This is a genomic window from Pantoea sp. X-Soil-YNGN-775 (assembly GCF_059730575.1).
On the sequence record NZ_AP035945.1, the window covers coordinates 1 to 14,179 of the forward strand.

Genomic DNA, 14,179 nt, shown 5'->3' on the forward strand with positions numbered 1-14,179 from the left:
CCGGTAGTTATCCAAATAATAACCGTAGTATGCTTTTTGAGCTGTGCATAAGTCGCCATTTAGATCCCAGCTTATACGGATCAGGATCACCGATCATTAACAACTAGTGATCCTAAGTAATCACCTGATTTGACAGCTGTTCTGGCACATATCCACAGAAACCGGCGATCCTAATAAGAGATCTAACAGAAAGATCATATACAGATCTAAGATCCTTTCTTTTAAAACCGGACGATCCCGCGGCTTTCACCCCAGACGGAATTTGAGTAGAATCCACGCCCCAGGACGACGATCCGGCACGTTTATCAACCGAGGTACCACTTCATGTTTTATCAGGATCCTTTTGACGTCATCGTAATTGGTGGTGGTCATGCGGGCACCGAAGCCGCAATGGCGGCAGCCCGAATGGGTCAGCAAACCCTGTTACTCACCCATAACATTGATACGCTTGGACAAATGTCCTGTAACCCGGCGATCGGTGGCATTGGCAAAGGACATCTGGTGAAGGAAGTGGATGCCATGGGGGGTCTGATGGCCCATGCAATCGATCAGGCTGGCATCCAGTTTAGGATACTAAACGCCAGCAAAGGCCCGGCCGTCAGGGCAACCCGTGCTCAGGCCGATCGCGTGCTCTATCGGCAGGCGGTTCGCACTGCGCTGGAGAATCAGCCCAACCTGATGATCTTCCAGCAGGCGGTCGACGATCTGATTGTGGAAAACGATCGGGTCGTCGGTGCCGTTACCCAGATGGGGCTGAAATTCCGGGCGAAGACCGTAGTGCTGACGGTAGGGACCTTCCTCGACGGTAAAATTCATATCGGACTGGATAACTACAGCGGCGGTCGCGCTGGCGATCCACCTTCCATTCCGCTGGCAAAACGTCTGCGTGCCCTGCCACTGCGGGTTAATCGCCTGAAAACCGGTACACCGCCGCGCATTGACGCACGCAGTATCGACTTCAGCGTACTGGCGCCGCAGCATGGCGATAACCCGATGCCGGTGTTCTCGTTCATGGGCAATGCCGCTCAGCATCCGCAGCAGGTGCCGTGCTGGATCACCCATACCAACGAAAAAACCCATGAAGTGATCCGCAATAACCTCGATCGCAGCCCGATGTACGCTGGGATCATCGAAGGGATCGGCCCGCGTTACTGTCCGTCAATCGAAGACAAGGTGATGCGCTTTGCCGATCGTAACGCCCATCAGATCTTCCTGGAACCGGAAGGGCTGACCAGCAACGAAATTTACCCGAACGGCATCTCGACCAGCCTGCCGTTTGACGTACAGATCCAGATCGTACGATCGATGCAGGGCATGGAAAATGCGAAGATCGTGCGTCCGGGCTATGCCATTGAGTATGACTTCTTTGATCCACGCGATCTGAAACCGACGCTGGAGAGCAAATTCATTAACGGTCTGTTCTTTGCCGGACAGATCAACGGCACCACCGGTTACGAAGAAGCCGCCGCGCAGGGGATGCTGGCCGGCCTCAACGCCGCGCGGCAGTCTGCCGACAAAGAGGGCTGGGCCCCGCGTCGCGATCAGGCTTACCTCGGTGTGCTGGTTGATGACCTCTGCACCCTCGGTACTAAAGAGCCGTACCGCATGTTTACCTCCCGCGCCGAGTATCGTTTGATGCTGCGTGAGGATAATGCCGATCTGCGTCTGACCGAAACCGGCCGTGCCCTGGGCCTGGTCGATGATGCCCGCTGGGCGCGTTTCAACCAGAAGCTGGAAGCAATTGAGCAGGAACGTCAGCGTCTGCGCGATATCTGGGTACACCCTAAATCGGAGCGCGTTGCCGAGGTGAACACCGTCCTCAGCGCACCGCTGACCAAAGAAGCCAGCGGCGAAGATTTGCTGCGTCGTCCGGAAATGACCTATCTCACCCTGATGACGCTGGATACCTTTGGCCCGGCGCTGGCTGATGAGCAGGCGGCGGAGCAGGTTGAGATTCAGGTTAAATATGAAGGATACATTGCGCGTCAGCAGGAAGAGATCGATCGTCAGCAGCGCAACGAGAACACCCTGTTGCCGGTGGATCTGGATTATCGCCAGGTCAACGGCCTGTCGAATGAGGTGATCGCCAAGCTGAATGACCACAAACCCACCTCGATTGGTCAGGCGACGCGCATTTCCGGCATCACGCCGGCGGCGATCTCTATTCTGCTTATTTATCTGAAAAAACAGGGTCTGCTGCGCAAAAGCGCCTGACCTGAAACGGGGCGAGGCGACTCGCCCCCGCTGACTGGACTTACGCTGTGATCAACACACTCACCTCGCTGCTGCAGGCAGCCAAGATTTCCCTCTCCGATCAACAAAAACAGCAGCTGGTTGCCTATGTCGGCCTGCTGGACAAGTGGAACAAAGCCTACAACCTGACGTCAGTGCGCGATCCGCAACAGATGCTGGTTCGCCATATTCTCGACAGCATTGTGGTGGCACCACACCTGATCGGTTCACGCTTTATTGATGTCGGTACCGGACCGGGCCTGCCAGGCATACCGCTGGCGATTGTGATGCCTGATGCGCACTTTACGCTGCTCGACAGCCTCGGTAAGCGGGTGCGCTTCCTGCGTCAGGTGCAGCATGAGTTAGGACTCACTAACATTACGCCGGTGCAGAGCCGGGTTGAAGCGTTCCCGGCAGAGCCGCCGTTTGACGGCGTAATCAGCCGGGCATTCGCCTCGCTGACTGACATGGTGAACTGGTGTCATCATCTGCCCGGGGCAGAAGGGCGCTTTTTTGCCCTTAAAGGTGTTCGTCCGGATGATGAAATCGCCAGCTTACCGGCAGGCTATCGCTGTGATGAGGTGATTAAACTGCAGGTCCCGCAGCTGGAAGGCGACCGTCACCTGGTGATCCTTCGTCAGCAATAAGCCTGAAATACGTAAGGATTTAACCCGCTGCGGCATTTTGCCTTATCCCGCTGGCTGGTCAAAAAAAGTGCATTTGATGCGCTAATAATAACGGATTTTCATTAAGCCTCTGACGGCGAAAAGTTAAAAAAGCCGTCGGAAATTATCCGAAAAACTCTGTTACATTTAACGTTTAATTCACATTTAGTTAGCACAAAGATCACTTGTATAGCGGACTAACGGAATAAAAATAGTCACGTCAGAAAATATATCAAGGTAATTACCTGGCGTGCGTAATATGAATTTCACGTTTCTCATGCACAGTTCGATGTCAATAGCGTGTTTTTAGCGTAAATAGGCTTTTCTGGCGGACGATCTATTTTCAATATCATGATTTTGTTGGTTTAATTGGGTATGTGTAAGGCTGGCAATTAGCATACTGAGAAAAGTCCTGGCGGCGTGAATGCTTATTATGTGATCTAAAGCACGCTTTAAAAGCAAGTCGCCAGCCAATTTTCAGCCGGAAAATGGCCAATCCTTAGCGGGGGATGTTTGGAAAAATAGCCCTCCGGAAAGAAATTTAAATAATTGTTCACCTTTTCGCTACTTACCGATTGAAATCGCAGGTGCGGCCCGTATAATTTGCACGGCTTTTGCTGCTTGACTCAAATGCGTAAAGGCAGTCTTATACGACACGCGACATACCCCGAATGGGGCAGGAGAGTATCAGCGTCATGTCAGTGTCTCTTTACAGTGTAAAATTCGCCCGGACAGTGCTGATGATTCAGCTGGTGACAATCGTCATCATCGGCGCACTCTTTGCCCTGAAAGATGTCACCTGGGGCGTCTCTGCTGTAGCTGGCGGAGCGGCAGCCTGGCTGCCGAACGTGTTGTTTTTGTTTTTAGCCTGGCGCCTGCAGGGGCAAACCCCGGCTTCGGGGCGAGTCGCGTGGAGCTTCGCTTTGGGTGAAATAGCCAAAGTGTTCGCGACCATCATTTTGCTCATTGTGGCGTTGGGTCTATTCGGGGCGGTTTTCTGGCCGGTCGGAATAACCTGGTTATCGGTGCTGGTGGTACAAATGCTGGCACCGGCGGTAATTAACAACAAAGGGTAAGAGGCATCATGGCTGCAGGAGAAATCTCTACTCCGCAAGAATACATAGGACACCACCTGAATAACCTTCAGCTGGACCTGCGTACTTTCGAGTTAGTGAATCCGCACGACGCTCCCGCGACGTTCTGGGTATTAAATATCGATTCCATGTTTTTCTCTCTGGTGCTGGGATTCATCTTCCTGGTGTTGTTCCGTAAAGTAGCTAAAACAGCTACCAGCGGTGTGCCAGGGAAATTACAAGCGGCTATCGAACTGGTTGTCGGCTTCGTTGATGACAACGTGCGCGACATGTATCACGGTAAGAGCAAACTTATCGCCCCGCTGGCGCTGACAATTTTTGTCTGGGTCTTCCTGATGAACTTCATGGATCTGCTGCCAATCGATCTGCTGCCGTATATCGGTGAGCATTGGTTGGGCCTGCCGGCGCTGCGCGTCGTGCCGTCTGCAGACGTGAACATCACGCTCTCAATGGCGTTGGGCGTCTTTATTTTGATTCTGTTCTACAGCATCAAAATGAAAGGCATTGGCGGCTTCACTAAAGAGCTGACGCTGCAGCCTTTTAACCACCCGATCTTCATCCCGATCAACCTGATTCTGGAAGGTGTTAGCCTGCTGTCTAAACCGGTTTCTCTCGGTTTACGACTGTTCGGCAACATGTATGCGGGTGAGCTGATCTTTATCCTTATTGCCGGTCTGTTGCCGTGGTGGTCGCAGTGGGTGCTGAATGTGCCGTGGGCCATTTTCCACATCCTGATCATTTCGCTACAGGCTTTCATTTTCATGGTCCTCACGATTGTCTATCTGTCGATGGCATCTGAAGAACACTGATTTTTTTCTCAACACTACTTTCCCTCTCTATTCCGGGTGACAGCCATCAGGCTGCAGCCCGGAAGATGAAGGGAGCATTTAACTGAAACAAACTGGAGACTGTCATGGAAAACCTGAATATGGATCTGCTGTACATGGCTGCCGCTGTGATGATGGGCCTGGCGGCAATCGGTGCTGCGATCGGTATCGGCATCCTCGGAGGAAAATTCCTGGAAGGCGCTGCTCGTCAGCCTGACCTGATTCCTCTGCTGCGCACGCAGTTCTTTGTTGTAATGGGTCTGGTGGATGCAATCCCGATGATCGCTGTTGGTCTGGGTCTCTACGTGATGTTTGCTGTCGCCTAAAGCTCCTGTGTTCACTCAGCGCACAGTGTGCAAGGGTGAACGGATTCTGCCGCTTATCGTTGATAACGGCAGAAAAGTTAAATACTCAATTAGAGGCATTGTGCTGTGAACATTAATGCAACAATCCTCGGCCAGGCCATCGCGTTCATCCTGTTTGTCGCGTTCTGCATGAAGTACGTATGGCCGCCGATTATGGCTGCCATCGAAAAGCGCCAGAAAGAAATTGCTGAAGGCCTTGCTTCTGCTGAACGCGCGAAGAAAGATTTGGATCTCGCGCAGGCTAATGCGACCGACCAGCTGAAAAAAGCTAAAGAAGACGCTCAGGTCATTATCGAGCAAGCGAACAAGCGTCGCGCGCAGATTCTGGACGAAGCCAAAACCGAAGCTGATAACGAACGTGCTCGCATCGTGGCACAAGCGCAGGCTGAGATTGACGCCGAACGCAAACGTGCTCGTGAAGAACTGCGTAAGCAAGTCGCGTTGCTGGCTATGGCCGGTGCCGAGAAGATCATCGAACGTTCCGTGGATGAAGCTGCTAACAGCGACATCGTTGATAAACTGGTCGCTGAACTGTAAGGAGGGAGGGGCTGATGTCTGATCTGATTACTGTAGCTCGCCCCTACGCCAAAGCAGCTTTTGACTTTGCTGTTGAGCATCAAAGTATTGAACGCTGGCAACAGATGCTGGCGTTTGCCGCAGAAGTGGCTCGCAATGAACAGATGGCTGATCTTCTTTCAGGTGCGTTAGCACCCGAAGCGTTGGCAGCGTCGTTTAACGCAGTCTGTGGTGATCAACTGGATGAACCCGCGCAGAACCTGATTAAGGTGATGGCGGAAAACGGACGTTTGACAGCGCTTCCGGCAGTACTGGCCCAATTCATCGACCTGCGTGACGCTTATGAAGCCACCGCAGAAGTTGATGTTATCTCCGCCAGTACGCTGAGTGACGACCAGCTGAATAAAATCAGCGCCGCGATGGAAAAACGTCTGTCACGCAAAGTTAAGCTGAATTGCAAAATTGATAAGTCTGTGATGGCAGGCGTGATCATCCGTTCGGGTGATCTGGTTATTGATGGCAGCGTACGCGGCCGTCTTGACCGTCTGGCTGACGTCTTGCAGTCTTAAGGGGACTGGAGCATATGCAACTGAATTCCACCGAAATCAGCGAACTGATCAAGCAGCGCATTGCTCAGTTCAATGTCGTGAGTGAAGCTCACAACGAAGGTACGATTGTTTCTGTAAGTGACGGTATCATCCGCGTACACGGCCTGGCCGATGTGATGCAGGGTGAGATGATTGCCCTGCCGGGCAACCGTTACGCGATTGCCCTGAACCTCGAGCGTGACTCAGTAGGTGCAGTGGTAATGGGTCCTTACGCTGACCTCGCCGAAGGCATGAAGGTGAAGTGTACTGGCCGTATTCTGGAAGTACCGGTAGGCCGTGGTCTGCTGGGCCGTGTGGTGAACACCCTGGGTGCACCAATCGACGGTAAAGGCGCAATTGACAACGACGGTTTCTCACCGGTTGAAGTGATTGCACCAGGCGTTATCGACCGTCAGTCAGTCGACCAGCCGGTTCAGACCGGTTATAAGTCGGTCGATGCGATGATTCCAATCGGCCGTGGCCAGCGTGAGCTGATCATCGGTGACCGTCAGACCGGTAAAACCGCGATGGCGATCGATGCAATCATCAACCAGCGCGACTCAGGCATCAAGTGCGTCTACGTTGCGATTGGTCAGAAAGCCTCAACCATCTCTAACGTGGTTCGCAAGCTGGAAGAGCACGGCGCGCTGCAGAACACCATCGTTGTGGTGGCCTCTGCTTCTGAATCCGCTGCCCTGCAGTATCTCTCTCCGTACGCAGGCTGTGCGATGGGTGAGTACTTCCGTGACCGCGGTGAAGATGCGCTGATCGTTTATGATGATCTCTCTAAGCAGGCGATTGCTTACCGTCAGATTTCTCTGCTGCTGCGCCGTCCACCAGGTCGTGAAGCATTCCCTGGCGACGTGTTCTATCTCCACTCCCGTCTGCTGGAACGTGCATCACGCGTAAGCGCTGATTATGTTGAGCGTTTCACTAACGGTGCCGTGACAGGTAAAACCGGTTCACTGACTGCACTGCCGATCATCGAAACCCAGGCGGGCGACGTTTCTGCGTTCGTTCCGACCAACGTAATCTCGATTACTGATGGTCAGATCTTCCTGGAATCGAACCTGTTCAACTCCGGTATTCGTCCGGCGGTTAACCCAGGTATTTCGGTATCGCGTGTTGGTGGTGCTGCACAGACCAAGATCATCAAGAAACTGTCCGGTGGTATCCGTACCGCGCTGGCACAGTATCGTGAACTGGCGGCGTTCTCGCAGTTCGCCTCTGATCTGGACGATGCAACCCGTAAACAGCTGAGCCACGGTCAGAAAGTCACCGAGCTGCTGAAGCAGAAACAGTATGCGCCGATGTCAGTCGCGCAGCAGGGTCTGGTTCTGTTCGCGGCCGAGCGTGGCTATCTGAACGACGTTGAGCTGGCAAAAATTGGCAGCTTTGAAGCTGCACTGCTGGCCTTCGCGGATCGCGATCACGCCGAGCTGATGGCTGAAATCAACCAGTCGGGTAACTACAACAACGATATCGAAGCCAAGCTGAAAGGCCTGATCGATACGTTTAAAGCAACCCAGTCCTGGTAATGTCTGGCGGCTTGTCTGAAAAGGCAGGCCGCAAGGCTTTGAGGAGAAGCTAATGGCCGGCGCAAAAGAGATACGAAGCAAGATCGGAAGCGTGAAAAACACGCAGAAGATCACCAAAGCGATGGAAATGGTCGCCGCCTCCAAGATGCGTAAAACGCAGGAACGCATGGCGGCCAGCCGTCCGTATGCAGACACCATGCGCAAAGTGATTGGTCACCTTGCGTTGGGTAATCTGGAATACAAGCACCCTTACCTGCAAGAGCGCGACGTTAAGCGCGTCGGCTACCTGGTCGTTTCAACTGACCGCGGGCTTTGTGGTGGTTTGAACATTAACCTGTTCAAGAAAGTACTGGCAGATATGAAGTCCTGGTCCGATAAAGGCGTGCAGAGCGATCTGTCGATTATCGGTTCTAAAGGGGCATCATTCTTCAGTTCTGTTGGTGGCAACATCGTGGCGCAAGTCAGCGGCATGGGCGATAAACCGACCCTGTCTGACCTGATTGGCCCGGTAAAAGTGATGTTGCAGGCTTATGATGAAGGCCGCATCGACAAACTGATGATCGTCAGTAACAAGTTCAATAACACCATGTCTCAGACTCCGACCATTACCCAACTGCTGCCGTTACCGCCAGCGGAAGGTGAAGAAGAGATGAAGGCGAAGACCTGGGATTACCTGTACGAACCCGATCCGAAAGCGCTGCTGGATACCCTGCTGCGTCGTTACGTCGAATCGCAGGTTTATCAGGGTGTGGTGGAAAATCTGGCCAGTGAGCAGGCCGCACGTATGGTAGCGATGAAAGCCGCAACCGATAACGGCGGAAATCTGATCAAAGAGCTGCAGTTGGTGTACAACAAAGCTCGTCAGGCCAGCATCACCCAGGAACTTACCGAGATCGTCTCGGGGGCCTCCGCGGTTTAACCAGGTTTGGAATTAGGTAGAGGATTCAAGATGGCAACTGGAAAGATTGTCCAGATTATCGGCGCCGTTGTTGACGTCGAATTCCCTCAGGACGCGGTACCGCAAGTGTACAGTGCCCTCGAGGTTATGAATGGTGATGCGCGTCTGGTGCTGGAAGTTCAGCAGCAGCTGGGCGGCGGCGTGGTCCGTACCATTGCAATGGGTACGTCTGACGGCCTGAAGCGTGGTCTGAGCGTCAACGACCTGCAGAAACCGATTCAGGTTCCGGTCGGTAAAGCGACCCTGGGCCGTATCATGAACGTTCTCGGCGAGCCAATCGACATGAAAGGCGAGCTGAAAGAAGAAGATGGCAGCGCAGTAGAGATCGCCTCTATTCACCGCGCGGCACCTTCTTATGAAGATCAGTCTAACTCGCAGGAACTGCTGGAAACCGGCATCAAGGTTATCGACCTGATGTGTCCGTTCGCCAAGGGCGGTAAAGTGGGTCTGTTCGGTGGTGCGGGTGTAGGTAAAACCGTCAACATGATGGAACTGATCCGTAACATCGCGGCTGAACACTCAGGTTACTCAGTGTTTGCCGGTGTGGGTGAGCGTACTCGTGAGGGTAACGACTTCTACCACGAAATGACCGACTCCAACGTTATCGACAAAGTTGCCCTGGTGTATGGCCAGATGAACGAGCCGCCGGGTAACCGTCTGCGCGTGGCACTGACCGGTCTGACCATGGCGGAAAAATTCCGTGATGAAGGCCGTGACGTTCTGCTGTTCATCGATAACATCTACCGTTATACCCTGGCCGGTACCGAAGTTTCTGCACTGCTGGGTCGTATGCCATCTGCGGTAGGTTACCAGCCAACGCTGGCCGAAGAGATGGGTGTGTTGCAGGAGCGTATTACCTCCACCAAGACCGGTTCAATCACCTCCGTACAGGCCGTTTACGTCCCTGCGGATGACCTGACTGACCCGTCACCAGCAACCACCTTTGCGCACTTAGACTCAACGGTAACGCTGAGCCGTCAGATCGCCTCTCTGGGTATCTACCCGGCTGTTGACCCGCTGGATTCTACCAGCCGTCAGCTGGATCCACTGGTTGTGGGTCAGGAGCACTACGACGTAGCGCGTGGCGTTCAGTCACTGCTGCAGCGTTACCAGGAGCTGAAAGACATCATCGCCATCCTCGGTATGGACGAGCTGTCTGAAGAAGATAAACTGCTGGTGGCACGTGCGCGTAAGATTCAGCGCTTCCTGTCTCAGCCGTTCTTCGTTGCGGAAGTCTTCACCGGTTCTCCGGGCAAGTACGTTACGCTGAAAGACACTATCCGTGGCTTTAAAGGCATCATGGAAGGTGAGTTTGACCACCTGCCAGAGCAGGCCTTCTACATGGTTGGTGCCATCGAAGAAGCCGTGGAAAAAGCGAAGAAACTGTAATAACGGTTTCCCGGGAGGAAGATTATGGCTATGACTTATCACCTGGATGTGGTCAGCGCAGAGAATCAGTTGTTCTCTGGTCTGGTACAGAAAATTCAGGTGTCAGGTAGCGAAGGTGAGTTAGGGATTTTCCCTGGCCATGCGCCGCTGCTGACTGCCATTAAGCCTGGAATGATCCGTATCGTGAAACAGCACGGCGAAGAGGAGTTTATTTACCTCTCTGGCGGCGTGCTGGAAGTGCAGCCGGGCAGCACCACCGTTCTGGCCGATACCGCTATCCGCGGTACCGATCTGGACGAAGCCCGCGCCCTGGAAGCGAAACGCAAAGCAGAAGAGCACATGAACAGCAGCCACGGTGACGTGGACTATGCTCAGGCCTCTGCGGAGCTGGCGAAAGCCATTGCTAAACTGCGCGTGATCGAACTGACCAAAAAAGCGATGTAATCCAGCTTTATGCGTCACGAAATGCCAGCCCTTCGGGCTGGCATTTTTTTTGTCTGTCGGGTCATCTGCGCCCTCCCGCCTAATTTCGGCCTGAGAAAAATGTAGTAATCTCACCCTCAAACCGTTTTACTTTCACCCGTAAAAATTCACTCAGGATAGATATGTCTAACAGTGCGATGAGTGTGGTGATCCTTGCCGCTGGCAAGGGCACCCGTATGTATTCCGATCTGCCAAAAGTTCTGCATACGCTGGCAGGTAAACCGATGGTGCAGCATGTGATTGACGCGGCCAAAGGACTGGGCGCGCAGCAGGTGCATCTGGTTTATGGTCACGGCGGCGATCGTCTTAAAGCCACCCTCACCGACAGCGCCCTCAACTGGGTGCTGCAGGCCGAGCAGCTCGGCACCGGTCACGCCATGCAGCAGGCCGCGCCCTGCTTCGCTGACGATGAAGACATTCTGATGCTCTACGGCGACGTACCGCTGATCGCTGAAGCGACGTTACAGCGCCTGCGTGAGGCCAAACCGCAGGGCGGCATCGGCCTGCTCACCGTGGTGCTGGAGAATCCGACCGGCTATGGCCGCATCGTGCGCGAGAACGGCACCATTGTCGGCATCGTCGAGCAGAAAGATGCCACGCCAGAGCAGCTACACATCACTGAAATCAACACCGGTATCCTGATCGCCAACGGCGGCGATCTAAAACGCTGGCTGGCGCAGCTCACCAACAATAACGCGCAGGGTGAATACTACATCACCGATATCATCGCGCTGGCGCATCAGGAAGGCCGGGTGATTGAGGCGGTTCATCCGACGCGCATCAGTGAGACCGATGGCGTGAATAATCGTCTGCAGCTGGCAACGCTGGAACGCACTTATCAGACTGAACAGGCTGAGCGCCTGCTGCTGGCGGGCGTGATGCTGCGCGATCCGGCCCGCTTTGACCTGCGCGGTACCCTGACCTACGGCCGGGATGTGGAAATCGACACCAACGTCATCATTGAAGGTCAGGTGGCGCTGGGCGATCGGGTAAAAATCGGCGCGGGCTGCATCATCAAAAACAGCGTGATTGGCGACGATTGCGAAATCAGCCCTTATTCGGTGATCGAGGATGCGAATCTGGCCAGCGCCTGTACCGTCGGACCTTTCGCCCGACTGCGTCCCGGCAGTGAGCTGGCACATGCCGCCCATGTCGGCAACTTCGTTGAGATGAAAAAAGCCCGTCTGGGCGAAGGTTCGAAAGCGGGTCACCTCTCCTATCTGGGCGACGCGGAGATCGGCGCTAACGTCAACATCGGGGCCGGCACCATTACCTGCAACTATGATGGCGCGAATAAATCAAAAACCGTGATCGGTGATAACGTGTTTGTCGGCTCGGACACCCAGCTGGTGGCGCCGGTCAGCGTGGCGGCAGGTGCTACCATTGCGGCGGGCACCACCATCATGAAAGATGTCACCGAAGCGGGACTGGTCTACAACCGTAAAGAGCAGAATCACAAAGCGGACTGGCAGCGCCCACAGAAGAAAAAATAATTTTAACGGCCCGCTTCATGCGGGCCGATGCAGTGCCAAAACTATAATCCCCACTCTCTACAAGGCTCGGGGAACCGGCAAAGCCGGATATCAGGTCGCATGACAACGAAAGTGGCGAACAGCCATGTAGTCAGGAAAACATCATTATGTGTGGAATTGTTGGTGCAGTAGCACAACGCGATATCGCAGAAATTCTGCTGGAAGGCCTGCGTCGTCTTGAGTATCGCGGATATGATTCGGCCGGTCTGGCCGTGGTCGATCGTCAGGGGCACGTTACGCGCCTGCGACGTTTAGGGAAGGTGCAGAAGCTGGCCGACGCAGCCGAACAGCAGCCGCTGATTGGCGGCACCGGTATCGCCCATACGCGCTGGGCAACGCACGGCGAACCGTCGGAAGCCAATGCGCATCCGCACGTTTCTGAGCACATCGTTATCGTGCACAACGGCATCATTGAAAACCATGAGCCGCTGCGCGCTGCGATGATCGAGCGTGGTTACGTGTTTGCCTCTGAAACCGACACCGAAGTGGTGGCGCATCTGGTTCACTGGGAGCAGAAGCAGGGCGGAACGCTGCGTGAAGTGGTGCTACGCGTCATCCCGCAACTGCGCGGCGCCTATGGCATGGTGATCATGGACAGCCGCGATCCGTCGCTGCTGGTGGCGGCACGCTCCGGCAGCCCGCTGGTGATTGGCCGTGGCGTGGGCGAGAACTTTATTGCCTCCGATCAGCTGGCGCTGCTGCCAGTGACGCGTCGGTTCATCTATCTGGAAGAGGGTGATATCGCGGAAATCAGCCGTCGCGATGTGACCATCGTTGATCGTACTGGTAAACCGGTGACGCGCGCAGAGATCGAATCGACCCTGCAGTATGATGCCGGTGACAAAGGCATCTACCGCCATTACATGCAGAAAGAGATCTACGAGCAGCCGATGGCGCTGAAAAGCACCCTGAGCGGCCGTTTCAGTCACGGCCAGGTCGATCTCAGCGAGCTGGGCGCAGGTGCAGAAGCGCTGCTGGCGCAGGTGGAGCATATCCAGATTATCGCCTGCGGCACCTCGTATAACTCCGGCATGGTGTCACGCTACTGGTTTGAGTCGCTGGCCAATATTCCGTGTGATGTCGAGATCGCCTCTGAGTTTCGCTACCGCAAGTCGGCGGTGCGGAAAAACAGCCTGCTGATCACCTTATCGCAATCGGGCGAAACGGCCGACACCCTGGCAGCGCTGCGTCTCTCCAAAGAGCTGGGCTATCTCGGTTCCCTGGCGGTGTGTAACGTGGCCGGTTCGTCGCTGGTGCGGGAATCTGATCTGGCGCTGATGACCAAAGCGGGCACCGAAATCGGTGTTGCCTCGACCAAAGCCTTTACTACGCAGCTGGCAGTGTTACTGATGCTGGTGGCGAAGCTGGGCCGGCTGAAAGGCATGGCGGCGGAAACCGAGCATGAGATTGTCCATGCGCTGCAGGCGCTGCCCAGCCGGATCGAACAGATGCTGGCGCAGGATAAGCTGATTGAAAATCTGGCAGAGGGCTTCTCAGATAAGCATCATGCGCTGTTCCTCGGCCGCGGCGATCAGTATCCGATCGCCATGGAAGGGGCGCTGAAGCTGAAGGAGATCTCCTACATTCACGCCGAAGCCTATGCGGCGGGCGAGCTGAAGCACGGCCCGCTGGCGCTGATTGATGCCGATATGCCGGTGATCGTGGTGGCACCCAACAACGAACTGCTGGAGAAGCTCAAATCCAACATCGAAGAGGTGCGGGCACGCGGCGGTCTGCTGTATGTGTTTGCCGATCAGGATGCGGGCTTCAGCGACAGTGACGGGATGAAGATTATCCCGCTGCCCCACGTTGAAGAGGTGATTGCGCCAATCTTCTATACCGTGCCGTTGCAGCTACTGTCGTATCACGTCGCGCTGATCAAAGGCACTGACGTCGATCAGCCGCGTAACCTGGCGAAATCGGTTACCGTAGAATAACAAAGTGGGCCCGGTCGCGGGCCCGCTTCATTTTTGCCCGCTGTCATATAACTGTC

General features: G+C 54.7%; 13 protein-coding genes. All 13 read left to right on the plus strand.

Features of this window, described 5'->3' with window-relative positions; translation table 11 throughout:
- The first annotated feature begins 324 nt into the window (after positions 1–324).
- The gene (mnmG, locus tag AC6I8I_RS00005; protein ID WP_312054958.1) at positions 325–2,214 is read left to right on the plus strand and encodes a tRNA uridine-5-carboxymethylaminomethyl(34) synthesis enzyme MnmG; all 1,890 of its coding nucleotides are present in this window, start codon (positions 325–327) and stop codon (positions 2,212–2,214) included.
- Between the two features lie 47 nt (positions 2,215–2,261).
- Positions 2,262–2,879 carry a 16S rRNA (guanine(527)-N(7))-methyltransferase RsmG gene (rsmG, locus tag AC6I8I_RS00010; protein ID WP_312054957.1) on the plus strand — a complete coding sequence of 206 codons (618 nt, stop codon included), beginning with the start codon at positions 2,262–2,264 and terminating at the stop codon, positions 2,877–2,879.
- Between the two features lie 713 nt (positions 2,880–3,592).
- A complete protein-coding gene (atpI, locus tag AC6I8I_RS00015) occupies positions 3,593–3,973 on the plus strand; it encodes a F0F1 ATP synthase subunit I (RefSeq protein ID WP_031376171.1) in 381 nt (126 codons plus the stop codon).
- Positions 3,974–3,981: 8 nt separating this feature from the next.
- The gene (atpB, locus tag AC6I8I_RS00020; RefSeq protein ID WP_031376170.1) at positions 3,982–4,800 is read left to right on the plus strand and encodes a F0F1 ATP synthase subunit A; all 819 of its coding nucleotides are present in this window, start codon (positions 3,982–3,984) and stop codon (positions 4,798–4,800) included.
- Positions 4,801–4,904: 104 nt separating this feature from the next.
- Entirely contained in the window at positions 4,905–5,144 is a 240-nt protein-coding gene (gene atpE / locus AC6I8I_RS00025; RefSeq protein ID WP_003849523.1) for a F0F1 ATP synthase subunit C, read from the plus strand.
- Between the two features lie 105 nt (positions 5,145–5,249).
- Positions 5,250–5,720 carry a F0F1 ATP synthase subunit B gene (gene atpF / locus AC6I8I_RS00030; RefSeq protein WP_031376169.1) on the plus strand — a complete coding sequence of 157 codons (471 nt, stop codon included), beginning with the start codon at positions 5,250–5,252 and terminating at the stop codon, positions 5,718–5,720.
- 14 nt (positions 5,721–5,734) lie between these two features.
- The gene (gene atpH, locus AC6I8I_RS00035) at positions 5,735–6,268 is read left to right on the plus strand and encodes a F0F1 ATP synthase subunit delta (protein WP_031376168.1); all 534 of its coding nucleotides are present in this window, start codon (positions 5,735–5,737) and stop codon (positions 6,266–6,268) included.
- A 14-nt stretch (positions 6,269–6,282) separates the two neighbouring features.
- Entirely contained in the window at positions 6,283–7,824 is a 1,542-nt protein-coding gene (gene atpA, locus AC6I8I_RS00040; protein WP_069728658.1) for a F0F1 ATP synthase subunit alpha, read from the plus strand.
- Positions 7,825–7,876: 52 nt separating this feature from the next.
- On the plus strand, positions 7,877–8,743 hold the full coding sequence (gene atpG / locus AC6I8I_RS00045; RefSeq protein WP_031376166.1) for a F0F1 ATP synthase subunit gamma: 867 nt from the start codon (positions 7,877–7,879) through the stop codon (positions 8,741–8,743).
- Positions 8,744–8,773: 30 nt separating this feature from the next.
- Positions 8,774–10,171 carry a F0F1 ATP synthase subunit beta gene (gene atpD, locus AC6I8I_RS00050; protein ID WP_010258870.1) on the plus strand — a complete coding sequence of 466 codons (1,398 nt, stop codon included), beginning with the start codon at positions 8,774–8,776 and terminating at the stop codon, positions 10,169–10,171.
- 24 nt (positions 10,172–10,195) lie between these two features.
- Positions 10,196–10,615: a F0F1 ATP synthase subunit epsilon gene (locus tag AC6I8I_RS00055; RefSeq protein ID WP_312054953.1), complete on the plus strand. Its 420-nt coding sequence runs from the start codon at positions 10,196–10,198 to the stop codon at positions 10,613–10,615.
- Positions 10,616–10,776: 161 nt separating this feature from the next.
- Complete coding sequence (gene glmU / locus AC6I8I_RS00060; protein WP_497828214.1) at positions 10,777–12,147, plus strand: bifunctional UDP-N-acetylglucosamine diphosphorylase/glucosamine-1-phosphate N-acetyltransferase GlmU; 1,371 nt, start codon at positions 10,777–10,779, stop codon at positions 12,145–12,147.
- A 146-nt stretch (positions 12,148–12,293) separates the two neighbouring features.
- Complete coding sequence (glmS, locus tag AC6I8I_RS00065; protein ID WP_031376164.1) at positions 12,294–14,123, plus strand: glutamine--fructose-6-phosphate transaminase (isomerizing); 1,830 nt, start codon at positions 12,294–12,296, stop codon at positions 14,121–14,123.
- Positions 14,124–14,179: the final 56 nt, after the last annotated feature.